Genomic DNA, 14,272 nt, shown 5'->3' with positions numbered 1-14,272 from the left:
TCCGCTAAACAATGCTCTGTGCAAGTCGCCGTTGCCGGGAAGACGCCTTTCATGCGGAGGCCTGGGCTACGCGCGAGCCAATATCGGGCATCAGCCGCCGGGGCTCATGCGTGCGAGGCAGCGTGCCTGGTCGCGTGGCCGCCCGAGCTCCTCGTAGCGGCCTGCCGCCTCCTCGAAGGCGGCCAGCGCGCGCACTTCCTTGTTCTGCGCCCGCCGCTGCACGCCGCGTGCCTCCCAAAGCGCCGCGGCCCAAGGGCCACCCTGCCACATGCCGGCGATACGTTCGGCGTCGTTCAGGCGGCGGTCCACTTGTTCCAGGTCGCCGGCTTCGGCAAGCGCTATTGCCGATGCGGTGCGCAACGCCATCGAGCAGGGTTGGCAAGCGCCTGGCGTCAACAGCCGGTCGCCGGCGAGGATTTCCTCGGCCACCATCTTGGGTGTTGACGCGGCGCGCACGGCCAGCGCCTGCATGCGCATGATCAGGTGCGGGGAAAGCCAGGATCGCTCCGCATCCGCCAGGCCGCGGCGGATGAGACGGCCGGCGCGCCACCTTTGGCCGCGCTCCAGCGCGATCTCGGCCAGTCGCTCGATTGCAAGCACGCGGCCCGCCACCGCATCCGCCTCCTGAAGCAATTGTTCCGCCGTCGTGAGGAAGCCTTCGGCGCTGTCGAGATCGCCCGAGAAAAGCGAGGCCTCTCCAAGCAGCAGGCAAGCGAGACCGCGGCCCGCGCTCGATCCGGCCTCCTCGGCCACGCTGAGCAATTCCCGGGCAAGTCCCGCGACCTCGGCGTGGCCTTTCGCGCTGCACAGGCAGAATTCTGACAGGCAGAGATGACCGTCGAAGACATGCTGAACGAAGGCGGGTTTGGCGCGGACCCATTCGATGAATTCGGACCGGAACAGTTGCGGCCACCGGGCTTGCATCATCGATGCGATGCCCAGCAGCGCGCTCGCCTCGCCGACCTCGCGCGGCAAATCGGCGCCCAGCGCCAGATCGCGTGTCTGCCGCGCGATCTCGCTTGCCTTGTCGAATTCGCCGCTTTGCAGATGCACCAGCCCCCAGGCGAGCGATGTGCGTATCTGCTCCACCGGGCTGACGATCTCCGTGCCGGACAGAGCCAGGGCCTTCTGGTAGAGCGCGATGGTGGCGGCGCTCGGCCCGACGCCGAGCTCGGCATGCAGATTGTCGCGAAGCTGATTGAATTGGCGGATCGCTTCCACGCGGTTGCCGGAATCGAGTGCTGCCTGCATCAGCGCGCATTGCGCCTGCTCGTCGGCCGGGTCGAGCGCGATCAGTCGCTGCCAGAGATTGCCGGCGCGCAGGAGGTCGCTGTAGCGCTGCTGCAGTTGCGCGCGCGGAGTGTCCAGCCATTCGACGAACAGATCGTCGGGCAGGAGCATGCCTCCGTAGAGGTCGGCGGCGTGTGCGAAGGCCCGGCTGTCGCCGCCTCGCAGGGCGGCCTTCGTGGCGGTCTCGAAGCTCTCGGTGTCGATCGCCAGTTCGACATCCGGGGCGAGCGCCACGATATCGTTGCTCACCTCGATCAGGTCGTGGCTGCCCAGCGCGCGGCGTGCGAAATGGACCGCCTTGCGCAGGCTGGCGCCGGCGGCGTCGGGGTCCGCGTCTGGCCAGAAGGTCTCCATGATCTGCTCGCGGTGGGCGCGATGTCCAGGCCGCAAGGCAAGCAGCTTGACCAAAGCCGCGGCGCGGTCGCGCCGCCACTCGGCCGCAGGGACCACCCGGTCATCGACGCTGACGGCGAACCGGCCGAGGAGGTGGATCGAAACGCGCATGCATGCACCGTCCGGAAGAAAGGGCACCGCCGCCGAAGCCGTCACCGGGCGGCCGTCGTCGGGGAACGCTGGCGGAACATAAATTTCCTAATTTAGCGCCGCAATCGAATTCCAACCGGAAAGGAACACAACCATGTCACTCCGTATCGCAGACATCGCCCCCGACTTCACCGCCGACACCACGCAAGGTCCGATCTCCTTCCACGAGTGGCTGGGCAAGGACTGGGGCATCCTGTTCTCGCATCCCAAGGACTACACGCCGGTCTGCACCACCGAGCTCGGTTACATGGCGCGCCTCAAGCCCGAATTTGACAAGCGCGGCGTCAAGGTCATCGGCCTGTCCGTCGACCCGGTCGAGAAGCATGCCGGCTGGGCGAAGGACATCGCCGAGACGCAAGGCATGGCGCCGAACTTCCCGATGATCGGCGACCCGACACTCGCCGTCTCGCAGCTCTACGACATGCTTCCGGCGTCGGCGGGCAACAGCGCCGACGGCCGCACCGCCGCCGACAATCAGACGGTTCGCAATGTCTACGTCATCGGCCCCGACAAGAAGATCAAGCTCGTCATATCCTACCCGATGACGACGGGCCGCAACTTCGACGAGGTGCTGCGCGTCGTCGACTCCCTGCAATTGACGGCCAAGCATCGCCTGGCGACTCCGGTGAACTGGAAGCCCGGCGACGACGTCATCATCGCCGGTTCGGTGTCGAACGATGAAGCAAAGCAGCTCTATCCGCAGGGCTGGAAGGAACCGAAACCCTATATCCGCATCGTGCCGCAGCCAGTGCTGACCTGACAGGTCAGGCATCGAGGTCTGAGGCGCCGGGCATCGGCGGCGAGGACGTGAGAGACACATCCCCGCCGCCACACAACCGAAAGACAGTGAGCAAATTCAAATCCGGCGCTTCTGCATGGCGCCAAGACGTGGGGAACCGAGATGAGCACTGCAAACAAACCGCGCATCGTCGTCGTGGGAGCGGGCTTTGGCGGCCTGGAACTGACGACCCTGCTGTCCGAGGCAATGGGCGACGGCATCGATGTCACGCTCATCGACAAGAGCGACGCCTTCGTGTTCGGCTTTTCGAAACTCGACGTGATGTTCGGCCTGAAGGCGGCGGAGGCGGTCCACTTGCCCTACAACCGTTACGCCAAGCCCGGCGTGAAATTGCTGAGGCGCACCATCACCGCGATCGATCCAGAAAGGCGCCGTGTCACCACCGACGACGGTGTCTACGATGCCGATTACCTGATTGTCGCGCTTGGCGCTGAATATGATTTCGACGCTACGCCTGGGCTGTCGGGCACCAACGAGTTCTATTCGGTTGCCGGCGCGGAGCGGCTGCGCGACGTGTTGCCGGGCTTCAAGAGAGGCAGGGCGATGGTCGGCGTCTGCGGCGCGCCCTACAAATGCCCGCCGGCCCCGAGCGAATGCGTGTTGATGCTGCATGACTATCTGGTGCGGCAAGGCGTGCGGGAGGCCTGTGAGATATCGCTGGTGCTGCCGCTCGGCAGCCCGGTGCCGCCGTCGCCCGATACCTCGAAGGCGCTGCTTGCGGCTTTCGCCGAGCGCGGCATCAAGTTCATTCCCAGCCATCGCGTCGCCTCGGTCGACAATAGCCGAAACGTGGCGGTGCTCGACGACGGCTCGGAAATGCCTTTCGAGCTTTTCCTTGGCGTGCCCAAGCATCGGGTGCCGCCGGTCGTGCTCGAAAGCGGGATGTCGGAGAACGGCTGGATCCCGGTCAACCCGCGCACGCTCGAGACGAAATACCGGAATGTCTACGCGGTCGGTGACGGCGCCAACACCGGGACGCCCAAGGCCGGCGTCTTCGCCGAAGGTGCCGCGCGCGCCGTTGCCTCAGCACTCGTCGCCAAGCTGCGTGGCAGCGGAAACGGCATGCTCTATGACGGCTTCGGCACCTGTTACATCGAATTCGGTGGCGGCCGCATCGGCAAGGTCGAGGTCGATTTCTTTTCTGGCCCCGCGCCGACAGGCAACTACTACGAGCCTTCGGTGGCGTTGCGTGCCGACAAGGAAAAGTTCGGCTCGAGTCGACGGTCGCGCTGGTTCGGCTCGTGAGCCTGTGACAACCGCAGTGATGGGCGAGGACGCCGCCGCCAGAGGGCGGCGCACCGGCAAATCCGGAGGCGGTCTGTCAGCTGCCCTCAGCCGTTGGCGGCCGGCGGCAGCTCGAACAGGGTGGCGCCGTTCTCCCGCCCCCGGTCGATATAGCCGATCACGCGGAACCATTTCGCGACGTCGGGCCTGTCCAGCCAGCTGCGCGAATGGATGGGAAGATTGCCGGCGAGCGCCTGGACATGGCGGATATGCCGCTTGCAGAAGCGGACCGTCGCAGCGTTGAAGAAATCCTCCCGCGCGGCAAAGAGCGTATCGGCGGCATCCGCGTGCTCATGCCAGGCGATGATCGCAACCGTCCTGTCGTCCTGCGCGAGCGCATGCGCCCGGCCTTCCTTCAGGTTCATCATCAGATTGTCATAGGCGCTTTTGCTGTCCTTGCCGGCCGCCACATATTCGTCCGATATTCGCTTGGACAGGCCGCGGAAAACATCTTCGAGGTCTCCGACCGTCGCCGCGCGTGCTCTCATGTCTCCTCCTGACAGCCCGGGTGGGAGTTTGCCTCAAGGAACAGAGATCACCAAGAAAACCAAATCCCCACTTCGGGCTATGCGCGCAATCTCATTCCGTGCGGAAGGGCTCGACCGCTGATCACGCTCGCATATCAGCGTCGGCTTGAGATCACATTTCCGCCGGCCTTACCCTGGCGGAAACGGCCGCACGGGGCGGCATCATTGGAGCGGCGAAAGAAAGCGGATCGTTGAATTCATTGCAGGCCTGCCATAAAAGGCGCAAGTTCTCGATGGCCTGAAAGGTTTGGCTGCAGCGTTAGGGGTATGTATTGACGTCGAGCAGGCCGATCCTGATTACCGGCGCGGCCGGCTTCATAGGTTTTCACCTTTGCCAGAGGCTGCTCGCCGAAGGCCGGCAGGTTGTCGGCCTCGATTCCATGAGCGAGTATTACGACGTCACGCTCAAACAGGCGAGGCTGGAGCGGCTGAAAGGGTTCGCCAACTTTCGTTTCGAGCATGTCGATCTCGCCGACCGCGATGGTATCTCGGCGGTCTTTGCCTCCGCCGCGCCGGAGATCGTCGTCAATCTCGCCGCGCAGGCGGGAGTCCGCTATTCGCTGATCAATCCGCACGTCTACGCGCAAAGCAATCTCAACGGCTTCCTCAACATTCTGGAAGGGTGTCGGCAGACCTCGGTCGGCCATCTTGTCTATGCGTCGTCGAGCTCGATCTATGGCGGCAGCACGCGCATGCCGTTCTCGGTGCATGATTCCGCCGACCATCCCCTCAGCCTCTATGCCGCCAGCAAGAAGGCGAACGAGCTGATGGCCCACACCTATAGCCATCTGTTCGGGCTGCCGACGACGGGTTTGCGTTTCTTCACCGTCTACGGTCCGTGGGGACGGCCCGACATGGCCTTGTTCATCTTCACCAAGGCCATCCTCGCCGGCCAGCCGATCGACGTCTTCAACCATGGCAACATGCAGCGCGATTTCACGTATATCGACGACATCGTCGAAGGGGTGGTCCGTGTCATGCATCATCCAGCGACGCCCAATCCCGATTGGACAAATGCCGCGCCGGATCCTGCGACAAGCAATGCACCGTTCCGGATCCACAACATCGGCGACAGCTCGCCCATCGAGCTGAATCGGCTGATCGACGTGCTGGAAGGAGCGCTCGGGCGCAAGGCCATCCGCAATATGATGCCGCTCCAGCCGGGCGACGTGCCGGCAACTTTCGCCGATGTGACCTCGCTCGAAGAGGTGACCGGCTTCAAGCCCAGCATCCCGATCGAAATCGGCGTCCCGCGCTTCGTGGAATGGTATCGGGATTTTTACCAGGTCTGATCGCAGTTAGCGGCCGCAAACCGAGCCTGCTGGGCGTTCAGTCGGCCTGGCGTGCCTGCCTGTCGATCCAGAGCGCGATCAGCGTGCAGGCGGCGCCCGAAAGCAGATAGGCGCCGGCGGCGATTAGGCCGAAAGTGCCGGCCAACAGCAGCGCGGCAAGCGGCGCGAAACCGGCGCCGAACATCCAGGCGAGATCCGACGTCACCGCCGAGCCCGTATAGCGGTGCCGGCGCGAGAAGCTCGATGCGACGACGCCCGAGGATTGCCCGAAGCTCAGGCCCAGCAGGATGAAGCCCAGCACCATGAACACCGTCTCGCCGACCGTGCCGCCGTTGAGAAGCTGCGGGGCAAAGCCGCTGAATGCGGCGATGGCGACGGCGCCGCCGCCGAGCAGGGCGCGACGTCCGACGCGGTCGGCCAGCGGGCCTGATGCGACGATCGCCGCGATGCCGAACAGCGCGCTCACCGCCTCGATGACCAGGAAACGCTCCGGCCCTTCATTGGTGAACAGGAACACCCAGGACAGCGGGAACACAGTCACCATGTGGAACAGGGCGAAGCTCGCCAGCGGCGCGAAGGCGCCGACGACGACGTTACGGCCTTCTGTGCGGATCATATCCCTGATGCGGGTTGGCTGCAGGTCGCCGCTCTCATAGAGTTTCGAGAACTCGGGCGTCACCACGATGCGCAACCTGGCAAACAGCGCCACGACATTGATGGCGAATGCGACGAAGAAGGGGTAGCGCCAGCCCCAGGCGAAGAAGTCTTCGGCCGAGAGGTTGGCAACGAAGAAGGCAAACAGCGAGCTGGCCACGATGAGGCCGATCGGCGCGCCGAGCTGCGGGATCATCGCATAGATGCCGCGCCGGTTCTGCGGCGCATTCAGCGCCAGGAGCGAGGGCAGCCCGTCCCAAGTCCCGCCAAGCGCAAGGCCCTGCAGGAACCGGGTAAGCGCCAGCAGCCAGGCGGCGACCGCGCCGACATCTTCATAGGAGGGCAGGAACGCCATGGCGACGGTCGAGGTGCCGAGCAGGAACAGCGCGATCGTCAGCTTGGCGCCGCGGCCATAGGCGCGGTCGATCGCCATGAACAGCACGGTGCCGAACGGGCGCGCGATGAAGGCAAGCGCGAAGATGGCGAAGGAATAGAGCGTTCCGACCAGCGGGTCGTGCGTTGGAAACACAAGCTTGGGGAACACGATCACGGAAGCGATCGCGTAGACGAAGAAATCGAAGAATTCCGACGTTCTGCCGATGATCACGCCGACCGCGATGTCGCCCGCGCTGACCTGGCCGTGATGCGAGCCGATCAGTCTGCTGTCAGTTTCGCCAGTCGAAGTTTCAGCCATCTCGTCCGTCGCCACCGAGCTCAAGTTCGGAACGCGATTGTCGTCGTCCCGATGCGATGTTTGTCGTCATCCAGATGCGACGTTGTCGTCATCCCAATGCGACCTTGTCGTCATTCAGATGCGATGTTGTCGTCATCCAATTATGCGTGCACACTTTCGCCAAAGCCATAGCAATCCGGCATTGGACAAATTGTCCAATGTCGTCGCCGTGACGGCGGCAGTAGCCGTTGGACATATCGCGTCGCAACCTGCAAAGACCTGCTGCAGGCCCATCGAGGGCAGCGTTTGATGAAACGATCCGGAGCCTTGCTTCTTTTTCCGCTGGCCGTGCTGCTCAGCGGCTGCGACTTCGTCGTGCTGGCGCCCGCGGGCGACGTGGCAGTGCAGCAGCGCGACCTGCTCGTCGTCTCGACCCTGCTGATGCTGCTCATCATCCTACCCGTCATGGTTCTGACCGTGCTGTTTGCCTGGCGCTACCGGCAATCCAGCACCACGGCGACCTATACGCCGGACTGGGACCATTCGACCAAGCTGGAGCTGGTGATCTGGGCCGCGCCCCTGCTCGTCATCATATGCCTCGGCGCGCTCACCTGGCTCGGCACACATCTGCTCGATCCCTATCGGCGCATCGACCGGATCGAGGCTGGACAGCCGGTCACGCAGAATCACAAGCCGCTCAGAGTCGAGGTCGTCGCGCTCGATTGGAAATGGCTCTTCATCTATCCGGATTACGGCATTGCCTCCGTCAATGAGCTGGCGGCGCCGGTCAACCAGCCGATCGACTTCCGCATCACCTCCTCCACGGTGATGAACTCCTTCTACATCCCGGCCCTTGCCGGGCAGATCTACGCCATGCCCGGCATGGAGACCAAGCTGCACGCCGTCGTCAACAGGCCGGGCACCTATACCGGCTTCTCTGCCAATTACAGCGGCGCCGGCTTCTCCGGCATGCGCTTTGCGTTCCACGGTCTCTCCGACCAGGCCTTCGGCGAGTGGGTGGCGCAGACCAAAAACGCTCAAGGTACGCTCAGCCGCGAGACCTATCTCGAGCTCGAACGTCCGAGCGAGAACGAGCCGGTCCGCCACTATGCCTCCGTCGATCCCGACCTCTATGGCGCGATCCTCAATCTGTGCGTCGAGCGCGGCAAGATGTGCATGAACGAGATGATGTCGATCGACGCCAAGGGCGGCCTTGGCCTGGCCGGCGTGCGCAACACCCTGCCGCTGCAATATGACAAGCTTGCGCGGCGCGGGGCGGTGTTCGGCAGCGGTCCGTCCTATGTCGCAAGCATCTGCACGGCGGAGGAGGCCGCCGCCGCTTCGCGCGCGGCCCGTAATGACGATGACAGGGGCTGGCCGCTCAGGGACCTGTCCCCGCTACGCGGCGTTGGCCTGCTCGCGCCCGGCGCCGGCAGCCGCCGCGCCGACGCCGGCGCGCCGTCGCTCGGCCTGCTGCGCTTCGAATTGTGAGGGATCGCGGATGCCTGAGTCGCTGACCAAATTCATCTTCGGCCGCCTCACTCTGGAGTCGCTGCCGCTGCACGAGCCGATCGTCGTCGTCACCTTCATCGTGGTGGCGTTGGGCGGTCTCGCGGTGCTCGGCGCCATCACCTATTTCCGGCTCTGGGGTTATCTCTGGCGCGAGTGGTTCACCAGCGTCGACCACAAGAAGATCGGTATCATGTACATGGCGCTCGGCCTCCTCATGCTTTTGCGCGGCTTTTCCGACGCCATCATGATGCGCCTGCAGCAGGCCATCGCCTTCAACGGCTCCGAGGGCTATCTCAACGCCCATCACTACGACCAGATCTTCACCGCCCACGGCGTGATCATGATCTTCTTCGTGGCGATGCCCTTCGTCACAGGGCTGATGAACTTCGTCGTGCCGCTGCAGATCGGCGCGCGCGACGTCTCCTTCCCCTTCCTCAACAATTTCAGCTTCTGGATGACGGTCGGCGGCGCCATACTGGTGATGGCCTCGCTGTTCGTCGGCGAGTTCGCCCGTACCGGCTGGCTGGCCTATCCGCCGCTCTCGGGCATCAATTACAGTCCCGATGTCGGCGTCGATTATTACATATGGGCGCTGCAGGTGGCGGGTGTCGGCACGACCCTGTCCGGCATCAACCTGATCTGCACCATCATCAAGATGCGCGCCCCCGGCATGACCATGATGCGCATGCCCGTCTTCACCTGGACCTCGCTCTGCACCAACGTGCTGATCGTGGCGTCTTTCCCGGTGCTGACGGCGGTGCTCACGCTGCTCGCGCTCGACCGCTATGTCGGCACCAACTTCTTCACCAACGACTTCGGCGGCAATCCGATGATGTATGTGAACCTCATCTGGATATGGGGTCACCCAGAGGTCTACATCCTCATCCTGCCGCTGTTCGGCGTCTTCTCCGAGGTCACCTCGACCTTCTCCGGCAAGCGCCTGTTCGGCTACACCTCGATGGTCTACGCCACGATAGTCATCACCATCCTGTCCTATCTCGTCTGGCTGCACCACTTCTTCACCATGGGCTCCGGCGCCAGCGTCAATTCCTTCTTCGGCATCACCACGATGATCATCTCGATCCCGACTGGCGCGAAGATATTCAACTGGCTGTTCACCATGTATCGCGGCCGCATCCGCTTCGAATTGCCGATGATGTGGACGGTGGCCTTCATGCTCACCTTCGTCGTCGGCGGCATGACCGGCGTGCTGCTTGCGGTGCCGCCGGCCGACTTCGTACTGCACAACAGCCTGTTCCTGATCGCGCATTTCCACAACGTCATCATCGGCGGCGTGCTGTTCGGCCTGTTCGCCGGCATCGCCTATTGGTGGCCCAAGGCCTTCGGCTTCAAGCTCGATCCGTTCTGGGGCAAGGTCTCGTTCTGGTGCTGGGTGCTCGGCTTCTGGTTCGCCTTCATGCCGCTCTATATCCTTGGCCTGATGGGCGTGACGCGCCGCATGCGCGTGTTCGACGATCCCTCGCTGCAGATCTGGTTCGTGATCGCCGCCTTTGGCGCGGTGCTGATCGCCTGCGGCATCGCCGCCTTCCTGGTCCAGATCTTCGTCTCCATCCGCAAGCGGGCCGAGTTGGTCGATGTCACCGGCGATCCGTGGGACGGCCGCACGCTCGAATGGTCGACCTCCTCGCCGCCGCCGGCCTACAATTTCGCCTTCACCCCTATCATCCGCGACAACGACGCCTGGTGGGACATGAAGAAGGCCGGCTACCGGCGCCCGCTCTCCGGCTTCAGGCCGATCCATATGCCGAAAAACACCGGCACAGGGGTGATCCTCGCCGCCTTCAGCGTCGCGCTGGGCTTTGGCCTGATCTGGTACATATGGTGGCTGGCGGCGCTGAGCTTCGTCTGCCTGATCGCCACCGCGATCGGCCATACCTTCAACTATCATCGCGACTTCGACATCCCGGCGTCCGAGGTCGCCCAAACGGAAGAGGCGAGGACGACGCTCCTCGTCGCCGAGGGGGTCAGGGCTTGAGCATGACATCGACGGCGATCACGGCCGGTTCAGAGCCGGTCTTCCACCTGGAAGAGGAGCATGCGCATGCCGAAGGCGGCAGCACCATGCTCGGCTTCTGGCTCTATCTGATGAGCGACTGCCTGATCTTCGCCATGCTGTTCGCGGCCTTTGGCGTGCTCGGCGGCAATTACGCGGCGGGTCCGGCGCCGAAGGACCTGTTCGATCTCGGCCTGGTGGCGGTCAATACCACCATGCTGCTCCTGTCCTCGATCACCTATGGCTTTGCCATGTTGACCATGGACAAGGGCCGCGTCGGCGCGACGCAAGGCTGGCTCGCGGTGACCATGCTGTTCGGCCTGGCGTTCCTCTCCATCGAGCTCTACGAATTCGCGCATATGATCCATGAAGGCGCGACGCCGCAGCGCAGCGCCTTCCTGTCGTCCTTCTTCACGCTGGTCGGCACGCACGGCCTGCACGTCACCTTCGGCATCGTCTGGATGCTGACGCTGATGGTGCAGGTCGCGCGATACGGCCTCATCAAGGCCAACCGCCGCCGGCTTATGTGCCTCTCGATGTTCTGGCACTTCCTGGACATCGTCTGGATCGGCGTCTTCACCTTCGTCTATCTGATGGGGATGCTCAGATGAGCGCTCATGATCATGCCGATCACGACCACACCCATGGCGGCGCCGCGCACGGGTCGCTGAGGGGCTACCTGATCGGCTTCGTCCTGTCGGTGATCCTCACCGCCATCCCGTTCTGGATGGTCATGACCGGCGCCCTCGACAACAAGCAGGCGACGGCCATCATCATCATGGCGTTCGCGGTGGTGCAGATCGTGGTGCACATGGTCTTCTTCCTGCATATGAACCCCGCCTCGGAAGGCGGATGGTCGATGCTGGCGCTCATTTTCACGGTGACCCTCGTCGTCATCGTGCTGAGCGGCTCGCTTTGGGTGATGTACCACCTCAACGCCAACATGATGCCCGCGCTCCACGAGATGCGGGAGATGCCATGAACCCCATTTCGGGCGCGTCGGGCGCGGGGAGGGCCAAAGTCGAGGCAAAGGACATGACCGGCCGGGCAGGTATCGGCTCTCATGCGGCCTCGAAGGGTTCCGCGTCGCGATTCTTGCTTGCGCTGCTTGGGCTTCTCGGCGTTCTGGTGTTTCTCGGGCTCGGCATCTGGCAGCTGGAAAGACGGGTCTGGAAGCTCGACCTGATCGCCCGCGTCGACCAGCGCATCCATGCTCCGGTCGTCGACGCGCCCGGACCGCAGGACTGGAGCGGGTTGAGCGCGCCGGACTACGAATATCGCCATGTGCGCCTGGCCGGGCATTTCCTCGGGGGCACCAACACGCTGGTGCAGGCGGTGACCGAGCTTGGCGGCGGCTATTGGGTGCTGATGCCGATGCGTGATCACCGCGGTTTCACGGTCCTCGTCAACCGCGGCTTCATCCCGCAAGAGCGCAAGACGGAGTTCGAGCGAGAGAATGCCGCGCTCACCTCGCCGGCGACGGTTGACGGCCTGCTGCGCATCAGCGAGCCCGGCGGCGGTTTCCTGCGCAGCAACGATCCTGCTGCCGATCGCTGGTATTCGCGCGACGTCGATGCCATCGCCAAGGCGCGCGGCCTGGCGGATGTCGCGCCCTATTTCGTCGATGCCGAAGCCTCCGGCGCTGCTGGCTGGCCGCGCGGCGGGCTCACCGTCGTCACCTTCCGCAACAGCCATCTGGTCTATGCCTTGACCTGGTTTGCCCTGGCAGGGATGCTGGCGGTGGCGCTTGCCAGTCAGGTCTTCGCCGGCCGGCCCCAGCGGGAAGCGCCGAAATGAGCATCTCGATCGCGTGGCCCCATCACGACAAGCCGTTCCTGACGGTTCCTCCGACCGGGCAGGGAGGCCCCGCCTCGAACGCCGACGTCACGAACAGGAAGAACCTGCTCCTGCTCATCCAGCTGCGCTGGCTGGCGGTGGCGGGGCAAGTGCTGACCATCCTGGTGACGCAGTACTGGTTCTCCATCCCGCTGCCGCTCACCGAGATGGCGGGCGTGGTGCTTTTCCTCGTCGGGCTCAACATCTTCAGCCTGCTCGCCCTGCGCGGCAACCGCCGCATCTCCAACGCGCAGCTCTTCGTCGCGCTGATCTTCGACATGGCGGCGCTGACGACGCAGCTTTACCTGAGCGGCGGCGCCTCGAATCCTTTCGTGTCGCTCTATCTGCTGCAGATCACGCTCGGCGCCGCGCTGCTGGCCCCATGGTCGACCTGGCTCCTGGTGGTGGCGGCCTCTGCCTGCTTCATCTTCCTCATCTTCGTTTTCCAGCCGATCGCGCTCCCGCATCACGGCGGCAGCGATCTCCTGGCGCTGCATCTGCGCGGAATGTTTATCTGCTTCGTGCTCGCGGCCGGGCTGATCGTAATCTTCATGACGCGCATCAACCGCAATCTGCGCGAACGCGATGCCTATCTCGCCGACCTGCGTCAGCGTTCGGCCGAGGAAGATCACATCGTGCGGATGGGCCTGCTGGCCTCGGGTGCCGCGCATGAACTGGGCACACCGCTCTCGACCATATCGGTCATCCTGTCCGACTGGCGCCAGATGCGCGGCGTCAAGCGCAACCGCGAGCTTTCCGAGGACGTGGCCGAGATGCAAGCCCAGATCGAGCGCTGCAAAGGCATCGTCACGGGCATTCTCATGTCCTCCGGCCAGGCGCGGGGCGAGGGCACCATCCGCACCACGATCCGCCGGTTCCTCGACGATCTCGTCGAGGAATGGCGCGTCAGCCGCCAGCCTATCGAGCTGGACTACGGCAATGGTTTCGAGCCGGACGAGCCGATCGTGTCCGACACGGCGCTGAAACAAGTGATCTTCAATGTGCTCGACAATGCGCAGGAAGCATCGCACGATTGGGTCGGCATCACTGCCGAGCGGCAGGATGAGAAGCTGGTGCTCTCCGTCACGGATCGAGGACCGGGTTTCGACAAGGATATTCTGGCAACGCTCGGCCAGCCCTATATGTCGAGCAAGGGGCGTCCGGGCGGCGGCCTGGGCCTCTTCCTGGTGTTCAATGTGGTGCGCAAGCTTGGTGGCGACGTTTCGGCGCGCAACATGGCGGAGGGCGCCTGCGTTACCCTTTCGCTGCCGCTGGCGGCGCTGACCGATGGAGACGATCGTGAAGCCTGATCGATCCTTGTTTGTCGTCGAGGACGACGCGACCTTCGCGCGCACGCTCAAACGCTCCTTCGAAAAGCGCGACTACGACGTCGTGGTCTGTCACGACCGCGAGGCGCTGCTGGTCGCGCTGGACACGGCCGTACCGGCCTATGCCGTCGTCGATCTTAAGCTCGGAGCGGGATCGGGGCTCGAATGCGTCAAGCTGCTCAGCGCCCGCAATCCGTCGATGCGCATCGTCGTGCTGACGGGATTTGCCAGCATCGCCACCGCGGTCGAGGCGATCAAGCTCGGCGCCTGCCATTATCTGGCCAAGCCCGCCAACACCGATGACATCGAAGCCGCCTTCGGTCGCGCCGAGGGCGACGTTTCGGTGCCGCTCACCAGCCGCCCCACCTCGATCAAGAATCTCGAATGGGAGCGCATCCACGAAACGCTGGTCGAGACCGGCTTCAACATCTCCGAAACCGCGCGCCGGCTCGGCCTGCACCGGCGCACGCTCGCCCGCAAGCTCGAGAAGCGCGTGGTGCAGTAGGGCGCCGCGCCAGGA

13 protein-coding genes are annotated in these 14,272 nt (G+C 64.1%); 10 read left to right on the top strand and 3 right to left on the bottom strand.

What is annotated here, in order from left to right; genetic code table 11:
* Nucleotides 1-90: 90 nt before the first annotated feature.
* Nucleotides 91-1,794: a BTAD domain-containing putative transcriptional regulator gene (locus LB565_RS03205; protein WP_224581721.1), complete on the bottom strand. Its 1,704-nt coding sequence runs from the start codon at nucleotides 1,792-1,794 to the stop codon at nucleotides 91-93.
* A gap of 133 nt (nucleotides 1,795-1,927) precedes the next feature.
* On the opposite strand from LB565_RS03205, the gene LB565_RS03200 reads away from it, so the two are divergent.
* Nucleotides 1,928-2,593, top strand: coding sequence for a peroxiredoxin (locus tag LB565_RS03200; protein ID WP_140543785.1), 666 nt, complete (start codon nucleotides 1,928-1,930; stop codon nucleotides 2,591-2,593).
* 141 nt (nucleotides 2,594-2,734) lie between these two features.
* Nucleotides 2,735-3,877, top strand: coding sequence for an NAD(P)/FAD-dependent oxidoreductase (locus tag LB565_RS03195; RefSeq protein WP_224581720.1), 1,143 nt, complete (start codon nucleotides 2,735-2,737; stop codon nucleotides 3,875-3,877).
* A gap of 86 nt (nucleotides 3,878-3,963) precedes the next feature.
* Here LB565_RS03195 and LB565_RS03190 read toward each other — a convergent pair whose 3' ends face one another.
* On the bottom strand, nucleotides 3,964-4,404 hold the full coding sequence (locus LB565_RS03190; protein ID WP_224581719.1) for a hypothetical protein: 441 nt from the start codon (nucleotides 4,402-4,404) through the stop codon (nucleotides 3,964-3,966).
* 311 nt (nucleotides 4,405-4,715) lie between these two features.
* Between LB565_RS03190 and LB565_RS03185 the strand changes: the two genes are divergently transcribed.
* Nucleotides 4,716-5,735, top strand: coding sequence for an NAD-dependent epimerase (locus LB565_RS03185; protein ID WP_224581718.1), 1,020 nt, complete (start codon nucleotides 4,716-4,718; stop codon nucleotides 5,733-5,735).
* Between the two features lie 37 nt (nucleotides 5,736-5,772).
* Here LB565_RS03185 and LB565_RS03180 read toward each other — a convergent pair whose 3' ends face one another.
* Nucleotides 5,773-7,083 (bottom strand): MFS transporter, encoded by a 1,311-nt coding sequence (locus LB565_RS03180; protein ID WP_224581717.1) that lies wholly within the window; start codon nucleotides 7,081-7,083, stop codon nucleotides 5,773-5,775.
* A gap of 288 nt (nucleotides 7,084-7,371) precedes the next feature.
* Between LB565_RS03180 and cyoA the strand changes: the two genes are divergently transcribed.
* From cyoA to LB565_RS03145, 7 genes are read left to right on the top strand one after another with little or no spacing between them, the layout of a single operon-like run.
* Nucleotides 7,372-8,553 carry a ubiquinol oxidase subunit II gene (gene cyoA, locus LB565_RS03175; RefSeq protein WP_224581716.1) on the top strand — a complete coding sequence of 394 codons (1,182 nt, stop codon included), beginning with the start codon at nucleotides 7,372-7,374 and terminating at the stop codon, nucleotides 8,551-8,553.
* A 10-nt stretch (nucleotides 8,554-8,563) separates the two neighbouring features.
* Nucleotides 8,564-10,570, top strand: a complete 2,007-nt coding sequence (gene cyoB / locus LB565_RS03170; protein ID WP_224581715.1) for a cytochrome o ubiquinol oxidase subunit I — start codon at nucleotides 8,564-8,566, stop codon at nucleotides 10,568-10,570.
* Between the two features lie 2 nt (nucleotides 10,571-10,572).
* Entirely contained in the window at nucleotides 10,573-11,199 is a 627-nt protein-coding gene (gene cyoC, locus LB565_RS03165) for a cytochrome o ubiquinol oxidase subunit III (protein WP_224581935.1), read from the top strand.
* Nucleotides 11,196-11,570: a cytochrome o ubiquinol oxidase subunit IV gene (gene cyoD, locus LB565_RS03160; protein ID WP_224581714.1), complete on the top strand. Its 375-nt coding sequence runs from the start codon at nucleotides 11,196-11,198 to the stop codon at nucleotides 11,568-11,570. Before cyoC ends, cyoD begins: the two co-directional genes overlap by 4 nt.
* A gap of 5 nt (nucleotides 11,571-11,575) precedes the next feature.
* Nucleotides 11,576-12,385 carry an SURF1 family protein gene (locus LB565_RS03155; RefSeq protein WP_224581934.1) on the top strand — a complete coding sequence of 270 codons (810 nt, stop codon included), beginning with the start codon at nucleotides 11,576-11,578 and terminating at the stop codon, nucleotides 12,383-12,385.
* Nucleotides 12,382-13,734, top strand: coding sequence for an ATP-binding protein (locus LB565_RS03150; protein WP_224581713.1), 1,353 nt, complete (start codon nucleotides 12,382-12,384; stop codon nucleotides 13,732-13,734). The genes LB565_RS03155 and LB565_RS03150 overlap by 4 nt, the downstream gene beginning before the upstream one ends.
* A complete protein-coding gene (locus LB565_RS03145) occupies nucleotides 13,724-14,257 on the top strand; it encodes a response regulator transcription factor (RefSeq protein WP_224581712.1) in 534 nt (177 codons plus the stop codon). The genes LB565_RS03150 and LB565_RS03145 overlap by 11 nt, the downstream gene beginning before the upstream one ends.
* Nucleotides 14,258-14,272: the final 15 nt, after the last annotated feature.

This window comes from Mesorhizobium sp. CA14 (assembly GCF_020165195.1).
In the GTDB taxonomy this organism is placed as follows: Bacteria; Pseudomonadota; Alphaproteobacteria; order Rhizobiales; family Rhizobiaceae; genus Mesorhizobium.
This window is presented reverse-complemented; position numbering and strand designations above follow the sequence as displayed.

What these genes read in the sequence shown, in the direction of transcription:
- LB565_RS03205 (WP_224581721.1), bottom strand. Translation starts at nt 1,794, where the DNA reads ATGCGCGTTTCGATCCACCTCCTCGGCCGGTTCGCCGTCAGCGTCGAT.
- LB565_RS03200 (WP_140543785.1), top strand. Translation starts at nt 1,928, where the DNA reads ATGTCACTCCGTATCGCAGACATCGCCCCCGACTTCACCGCCGACACC.
- LB565_RS03195 (WP_224581720.1), top strand. Translation starts at nt 2,735, where the DNA reads ATGAGCACTGCAAACAAACCGCGCATCGTCGTCGTGGGAGCGGGCTTT.
- LB565_RS03190 (WP_224581719.1), bottom strand. Translation starts at nt 4,404, where the DNA reads ATGAGAGCACGCGCGGCGACGGTCGGAGACCTCGAAGATGTTTTCCGC.
- LB565_RS03180 (WP_224581717.1), bottom strand. Translation starts at nt 7,083, where the DNA reads ATGGCTGAAACTTCGACTGGCGAAACTGACAGCAGACTGATCGGCTCG.
- cyoA (WP_224581716.1), top strand. Translation starts at nt 7,372, where the DNA reads ATGAAACGATCCGGAGCCTTGCTTCTTTTTCCGCTGGCCGTGCTGCTC.
- cyoB (WP_224581715.1), top strand. Translation starts at nt 8,564, where the DNA reads ATGCCTGAGTCGCTGACCAAATTCATCTTCGGCCGCCTCACTCTGGAG.
- cyoC (WP_224581935.1), top strand. Translation starts at nt 10,573, where the DNA reads ATGACATCGACGGCGATCACGGCCGGTTCAGAGCCGGTCTTCCACCTG.
- cyoD (WP_224581714.1), top strand. Translation starts at nt 11,196, where the DNA reads ATGAGCGCTCATGATCATGCCGATCACGACCACACCCATGGCGGCGCC.
- LB565_RS03150 (WP_224581713.1), top strand. Translation starts at nt 12,382, where the DNA reads ATGAGCATCTCGATCGCGTGGCCCCATCACGACAAGCCGTTCCTGACG.